General features: G+C 31.7%; 5 protein-coding genes. All 5 read left to right on the top strand.

Going from position 1 to position 7,914, the window contains the following annotated elements; genetic code table 11:
* The first annotated feature begins 310 nt into the window (after positions 1 to 310).
* The 5 genes from B4H69_RS11860 (at position 311) to B4H69_RS11845 (ending at position 7,328) form a co-directional block, all read left to right on the top strand.
* Entirely contained in the window at positions 311 to 1,399 is a 1,089-nt protein-coding gene (locus tag B4H69_RS11860) for a ComEC/Rec2 family competence protein (RefSeq protein WP_291094113.1), read from the top strand.
* A gap of 3 nt (positions 1,400 to 1,402) precedes the next feature.
* On the top strand, positions 1,403 to 2,746 hold the full coding sequence (locus tag B4H69_RS11855) for an ABC-three component system protein (protein WP_291094111.1): 1,344 nt from the start codon (positions 1,403 to 1,405) through the stop codon (positions 2,744 to 2,746).
* Positions 2,715 to 3,281: an ABC-three component system middle component 1 gene (locus B4H69_RS11850; protein WP_291094109.1), complete on the top strand. Its 567-nt coding sequence runs from the start codon at positions 2,715 to 2,717 to the stop codon at positions 3,279 to 3,281. The genes B4H69_RS11855 and B4H69_RS11850 overlap by 32 nt, the downstream gene beginning before the upstream one ends.
* Positions 3,262 to 6,354, top strand: a complete 3,093-nt coding sequence (locus tag B4H69_RS16490; protein ID WP_414647223.1) for an AAA family ATPase — start codon at positions 3,262 to 3,264, stop codon at positions 6,352 to 6,354. Before B4H69_RS11850 ends, B4H69_RS16490 begins: the two co-directional genes overlap by 20 nt.
* A 38-nt stretch (positions 6,355 to 6,392) precedes the next feature.
* Positions 6,393 to 7,328: a YecA family protein gene (locus B4H69_RS11845; protein ID WP_291094107.1), complete on the top strand. Its 936-nt coding sequence runs from the start codon at positions 6,393 to 6,395 to the stop codon at positions 7,326 to 7,328.
* Positions 7,329 to 7,914: the final 586 nt, after the last annotated feature.

Genomic DNA, 7,914 nt, shown 5'->3' with positions numbered 1-7,914 from the left:
TGAGATATTGAAATATTTTTTTCAATTACGGTTTTCCATAATGTGACATCGAGATAAAATTATAAATTGGAAGATCATAATCATATTTCATAAGATTAGATAAAGGCATTTTAATGTATTCTACAGGTTAGACATTTACAATTAGCAACATGACAGATATTCGAATTATATTTAACGATAATGAATCATTTATTGATGAATATAATTTAAAATTTGCATTTATTATACTAATTTAAGGCAAGTATTATTTAACCCATTTTACATTTTACTCCTAAATAGTTTTAATGTATTTTTTTTAAAGAATTGAATTATGGAAATAACAGTACTCCAAGCAAATAATGGAGATTCAATACATATTAGCTTCGAAGATGAGAAAGGTCAGGAAAGAAATATTTTGATTGATGGTGGTAAAAAGCAAACTTTTCAATACAACAATCAGCATAAAAAAAAGACTGATGGGCCTCTTAAAAATTTAATTGATAAACTTAAATCAGAGCAAAAAATCTTTGATCTCATTATATTAACACACATTGATGAGGATCACATTGGAGGGTTTATTTCATGGATTGAATTTGAACCTGATGAAGCGTGGAAGATGATTGGTGAAGTTTGGTTTAATTCTGGAGAGGTAATTAATACTTGGTTGAATTCAATCCAAGAGTCAATACTCCCGCCTATCATAATGAACATCAGCAATTCTCCTCAGACAAGTGTGCCACAAGGTATTCAATTTGAGGATTACCTTAACAAACATAAGTTATGGAATAAAGAACTATATATAGCCGGGAAAACAAAAGATTTTCACGGAATGACTTTTAAATTTCTATCACCGGATAAACAAAGACTTGAAGATCTTCTTTTAAAGTGGAAAGCTGATCAACCAAATATTCAAACAAGTGGTAAAGTCAATGATCATCAGATATCACTAAAAGAGCATCATGAGAATAATCAGAAAGTTACTGATGAAAATTTTAAAGAAGATGACGCAGTTCCAAATGGCAGTTCTCTTGCATTTATTTTGTCTTATATGGGCGATGATTTTCTCTTTCTTGGCGATTCTTTCCCTTCCGTAGTTAGTACATCGCTAAAAACATTTGGTTTTGATGTTGACAATCCTCTTCCGGCTAAATTAGTCAAAATTTCACATCATGGAGCTCAATCTAATACCAGCCCTGCAATTTTTAAATCAGTTAAATCAGATCAATTCGTGATCAGTACAAATAGTAAACAAGATAATCATCCTCACAAACAGCTTCTTGGGCGATTAATTGATTGTCATCCCGGGTGTACAATCTATTTTAATTATGGAGAGTTGATAGGCAGAATTTTCACCAAACAGGATTATTCTGATTTCCCAAAGTTCAAGGCAGTACCAATTGTTAGCCCATTTAAATATTAACGCATGACACTTGACGAAATAAGACCATATGTTGTTGTTTTGAATGAGGGATCCGGGATTTTATTTCAACCCTTTGATCCCAATGCAACATATATCCTTACTGCAAAACATGTCATTCAAAATGCCAAAAATACTATTCACATATTGAAGCGTTTTATTATTGAGGATGATTCTTTAGTGTCCGAAGATATACCTTATACCATGATATCTGGAGAAAACTATTTCGAACACCCCAAATTAGATGTTGCCATTTTAAAAATAAGCAGGTTAAAAGGCCTAAACCAAATTATTCGTACAGATGCTATTGCATCTGATCGAGAATCCTACATTTTGGCGGGTTACCCAAAAATGCGACGAAATCTGACGGAAGATCCTTACTATTATAATGCCTATAGAGCAGACGAGGGAATATCAATTCAAGGACCTAGAAAAAATTCATTGAGAGAAGCCAGAATACCTGACAGGCCAGGGCTTGAAGAAATACGAGGTCATTCAGGGGGTGGTGTAGGAAAACTTGATGATGGTTTTTTTCTTCTAGCTGGAATCCAAAGTCAGATGGTAGAGGCATTAGAAGAACAATTGGGAAAAATTGAGTTTTCACCGATGTCATCTTTTGACTCTCTTATTAAACTCCATCCCGGAAATCTTGTTAATCTTGATCCTGCACACATGGGTTGCTTTTCGTTTCTTCAGGATGCTACTTTCATTTTACGGGTAAACCGATTTAATGAAGATCATATTGCTTACACTCGTAATTTTTTGAAAACTGAAACAGAAAAAATTGTAAATAGTGGAATGGCTCCACATGAAATTCGTCGTCACTTCAGCAGGCGACTGCTGCTAGATCAAGCAAATCCAAATGTTCTTAATGGAAGGAACATCTGGATCGCATGGCTAGAATTTCTAACAATTTTAAACATTATGAATTATACGAACCTTGATGAGACAAATTTGAAAGAACTGTTTAATTCATTTAGATTGTTGTATTCCGATACTTCAAATGACTGGACTTTTGAATTACAAAACATGATCCAAGCGGATTATCGTGGACTGCCCTCCGGAAGTACAGTTGTAATTGGGACCAATAGTAGTCCTTTGAATGGGTTGTATGAAATCGAAGCAAACAAAATACCAAATATAAGTAGGGTAACCGAAAAAAAACTAATGCAAACAGATACTGGAATCAATTTTCCTTTTGATCATTACCGGTTCGTCCATCTAGATTCATTTAAGCAAAAATCTATTATTGATAAGATTACTGAATATAGCAATATATTTAATGAAGAGGAACTACTTACGAAACTACAAGAAGAATATGAGCAATACGTCACCAGAAAACAGAATTAGAAAAATTATCAGTGACCTTTATCCTGGTATAGAGGTAACACTACATATAGAGAAATATATATCAAAAATACATACCTTTTTCGTAAAATTTCCTTCAGAAGAATCTTTGAAAATGAATTGGGAAAATTTTTCTAACAGCATTGCAGTTTATTATCAAAGTCAGTTACCAGATGAATTTGAGATTTGGAATCTTTATCTATTTTACATTACAGAATCCATTCCGGATAAACACCTAAAATACAAAATTGAAAATGACACAGTATCCAGCCGGAAAATCCTGTTAAGTTATGAGGGTGCGATCGACAATCAATTTATTGTTTCGACTATTGAAGAACACATTACTAACAAAAATCTCAAATTACTACCATTAGATAAAAGACCTGATGCGCAAATGATTGACTTCGAAAGAAATCCCCTATTGTGGGATGTCATCAGCCAATCTGGAATTATTGATGATAAAAAAGGCTTAGTGAATCCTATTAAAGTATTAGAGTCATTAGAAAAAATAATTAAAGATGAAATTCAAAAAAATTGAGATTCAAGCTTTTCGTGCTTATAACTTAGCGAAAGAGGGAACATTTGATTTTACCAAAGGGAAAGAAATAGCAGATTTTGTATCTATTTATGCACCCAATGGATTTGGAAAAACGTCATTTTACGACGCTGTTGAATGGGGAATTACTCACAACATTCATCGCTTTCTAAAACGACCGAAAATAAATCAGCAGGTTGCCAAGACTGAAAAAAACATGAATACTGCTGAACATACTCATATATTGAGAAATAAGTTTTCAGAAGAGGACCTACCAGCATTTGTGAATCTCTATACTACTTCTTTTGATGAGCCAATTATAAAAGAACTGAAAAAACCTAGAAAGGGACAACCAGATTATAAATTTGACGAACGGGAAACTATAAGAGGATATTTTCAGGAAGTTATTCTTTCACAAGAATGGATAGACTCTTTTTTAAAAGAAGACGACGGTGCAGGTCGCTATAAAACATTCATCAAATATTTCGGAGATAAAGAACTTGACCAATATTACAAATGCCTTGTCAATTTATTGAAAACTAATGATGAAACCGTAAAAGCATTAAGAACTCAGCTTAAAGGCTTTCAATTGGATTTAGCTTTTGATGGCGATCAAAAAATAATGAATAATGTCAATCAGGTAATTAACGCGTTAAAGGAAAAAGGACAATCATTAAATTTTCTCGATACTACATTTGATGAAAGAGAATCCGCTGTTTTAAGTTCTACAATAACTTTATGTGTACACGAACTTAATCAAAAGATTATCGAATCTAGAAGGTTAACAGAACTGATTGATGCGGTCATCTCCGGTAATGAATATATTGATCCATTGGANNTTTCTTTGGATGATTTTAACGAACTCACAAGATCAGAAAACAGGCTTGATGCCATTACTAAAAGAAAAGGTGATCTACGGAGGTTGCAGGCATATTACGAAGGACTAATAGTTCATTTCCCACGCTACACAAATATTGTCTCTGAAATAAATATTAATGATGGCAAACAAATAAAAAAAAATGAGACAATTACAATTTTAAATGAGGCCAAAGCTAACGTTACAAATAGATTATCTAACCTGAACCAGGAAATTAAAAAAAATCTGCTGGATATTTCTAGTATCAATTCCAAAAGTGGAAAAGTTCCTTTAATTAGTGAAGAAATTAATAGGGGCACAATAAAACTCGATAGATTATATAAGTCACTTGCTAATGAAGAAACAAAACTTACTAATCAAGCTAAAGAATTAGTAAATTATCGCAGTATTTTGAGCTCAATTGATACAGTTATAGGACAGATTAAGCAAAATTCTAATGTTTTAGGATTAGCTGACTCCCTGGAAAAATTTGGTGCTGATATAAAAAAATTAAAGGATATCAGAAATAGAGGAATAAAACTTCAGCAAAATTTGCAGAAGCGCAATACAGAAGTTGAACAGCAAAAAGCATTTCAAAGTGATCTAGAAGAATTACTTCGAAAGGGTTTAACACTTATCACAGAATCTGAAACATCGACTTGTCCACTGTGCAACCAAAATTATGCTGACTATACCGAGCTTCTCAATCGGATATCTAACAACGATTCTCTAAATAAAAGTTTAAAAAAGGCCCTTACGGAACAGTCAAATATTGAGGTCGAAAAAAATCAAAATGATATAGAAGAAAAAATATTGAAAGACCATTTACTGGATTTACTCGAATTTGAAAGACAATCGGCATCTGAAAAATTATCAGATGCTATAATTGTTGAAACAGAAATAAAAAGGCAATTGGCATCAGGACGGGCTGAAGTGGATTTTTTGGTAAACAGAATTATTGAACTAAATTCTCAGCTTTCAAATTTGTCGGTAAAGGATTATAATGCTGATCTCGATACTCAGTTAAAGAATTTGCAACAACTACGGGATACATATTTATCGAATCTCTCCAACCTTCAAAAAGATTTTGACGCAATTGATAAAAAGCTAATTATTGCAAATAACCAATTAAAAAAAATACAGGATGAGCGTATTGAGTTGACTAAAGAAGCTCCTTATATTGCCATTTTAGATTATATCAATAGTCATTCAGATAAAATTGATAACACCATTACTCTAGCGGATATTCAAAAATTATTGAATCAGGTAAATGAAGATATTTCAATATCCATAGAAGATGAACAGTTCCAAAAAACAACTGTAGAAAATTTGGTGGTTCAAATGTCTTCCTTTTCAACGGAAACTCTAACTTCCAACATAGCTGAACATAAAGAAAAACTTTTACAATTGAGAAAACGCATCAGTATCTATCAAGAATATGTTAAAAACGAGTTTAATTTTATAGTAGAGGGTAAGACAACTGAAACAATCACCGAATTTGCTGCTAGTGTAAGAAATGATCAACAAAAATCAATAAAAGAATCCGAAGATGAAATTGCTCAATTTGAATTATTATCCAAACTTAAAGAGGAGGTTATTCCGTACCTGCGTCATCAAAAAGCAAAACACGATGAGAAGGAGATTAAGTCAAGAATAAAATTCCTAAATACCACGTTAAAATCCACTTTGGAAATAGAAAAAGACTTGGTTGAAGTACACATAGATAAGCAAATTAATTCCTTCTTTTATGAAGACATTATTAACGATCTGTATAGGAAGATTGATCCACACCCTGATTATAAAGAAATTAAATTCAAATGTGATTTTTCGGACAATACCCCACAACTTAATGTGTGTGTAATCGACGAAAAGAAAATCACCTTTCAGATACCAAATTTATATTTTAGTACTGCACAGCTCAACATTTTAAGCTTAAGTATTTTCTTGGCCAAAGCCCTCCACGCTAAGGATGAAGATAATAATCCTTTAGAATGCATATTTATAGATGATCCTATTCAGGCAATGGATAGTATCAATATTTTATCCACCATAGATTTGCTTCGAAGTATTACAATCAACCTAGGGCGTCAGATTATTTTGTCTACACATGATGCAAATTTTCACAACCTACTTATGAAAAAAATTCCTAATAGTCTTTTCAATTCAAAGTTTATGGAATTAGAAACTTTCGGAAAAGTCAAACAAATAGAGAAAATATAGAAATATTTTAAGATCAATATTAACTAAAATTATATAATATGAAAGGTAATTGCCGGTTATACGGAACAGAAGGTGAACTAAGATCTAGCCACATCATACCGAAATTCGTTATAGATTATCTTAAGCGGACAGGTTCGAAATATATAAGAAATTTTGGAAACCCAAATCAGCGTCTACAAGATGGTTTAAAGCGTAATTATCTTTCTCACGAAGCTGAGCAAGTATTTAGTATTAAGGAGAAATGGTTTGCAGAAAATTTTTTCAAACCTTTCATGGAAAATGGGAAACACAATTTTCAATACGATGAAAATCTATATTATTTTCTTATCTCTGTACTTTGGAGAGGATTATTACATCAAATGGAAAACTCTACGATTTCCAAGGATACTACTTTGAATATTCTCAAAGATGTAGAGTTGGATTGGAAGAATTATTTAGCGGGTGAAACAATAGCACCTCAGTTTTCAAATGTTAATCTATTTCTTACTGATAATATTAAGTCAAACACTACAGAAATAATAGGTTTAGATTATTATTTTACTAGAATTATAGACTTTACAATAATTTCCGATGATAAAGGAGATCATATTTATGTGTATGGTAAGTTTTTAAAATTTATATTTTGGAGTACAATAAAGGATCCTAGAAATATCAACTATTCAATAGTTCAAATCAAACAGTTTGGTGGAATCATAAACTTTCCCCAAAATTTTCAAGATGGCTTTTTTATGGAAGCCTTGCTATTACGTGCAAAACAAATTAGCGAATTGTCTCCACCAAACGACCAACAGCTTCAAAAAATAACTGATGAAGTATCAAAAAGCCCTAGGTCATTTATCAATTCTGAAGCAGGACGCTCAATAATGAATGATTGGGGATTAGACAATTTAACTAATTACAAAATATCTGGAAGAAATGAACCTTGTCCTTGTGGTAGTGGAATTAAATTTAAAAAATGTCACGGGTTCGGTTAATTGTTGATTTTGATAATATAATACCTAATCCCGAAATAAAATGATTATTCAGAAATTTTGGTGATGATTGATAAAATAATTAAAGATTTGTTCATTTGGTAACTTAATTAATACCAGCAAACTATCATTTGATTATCAAGATGATTTTAAAATAATCTCTGAAGACAGAGATTTCGGATATTGAGATAAAGCGATTCCGAGACGAATAAACCACTACGAACATAATCAAAAAAATCATTAAAAATGATTCTGCATCTTGTCAGATTAANNTATTTAATGATCAAAATTGTGCGTATTGAGTCACATTGGTTTTCCAATCAGGATGGTCGGAGGAATCAATATCTCCAATGCTAAGCCTATCTTACGCTCAAATATGTAAAATAGCTTAAATTAAAATTTGCCTTGTTTTAACAATATGCTAGTAAAGTAAATTTTAATTAACTTTAATAAAAACATAATAGCCCTAATATGACCGAGATTAATACAATATCAATTATAGATAAATTTAAAAACCTTGATCTAACGAAATATCCATATGATGACATCCAAAATTTAATTAGTCAACTTCACATCTGTCCTAAATAAA

The sequence above is a fragment of the Empedobacter sp. UBA6745 genome, assembly GCF_002453775.1.
GTDB classification, from domain to species: Bacteria; Bacteroidota; Bacteroidia; order Flavobacteriales; family Weeksellaceae; genus Empedobacter; species Empedobacter falsenii_C.
The sequence above is the reverse complement of the archived record's forward strand: the minus strand, read 5'-3'. Positions and strand labels throughout refer to the sequence as shown.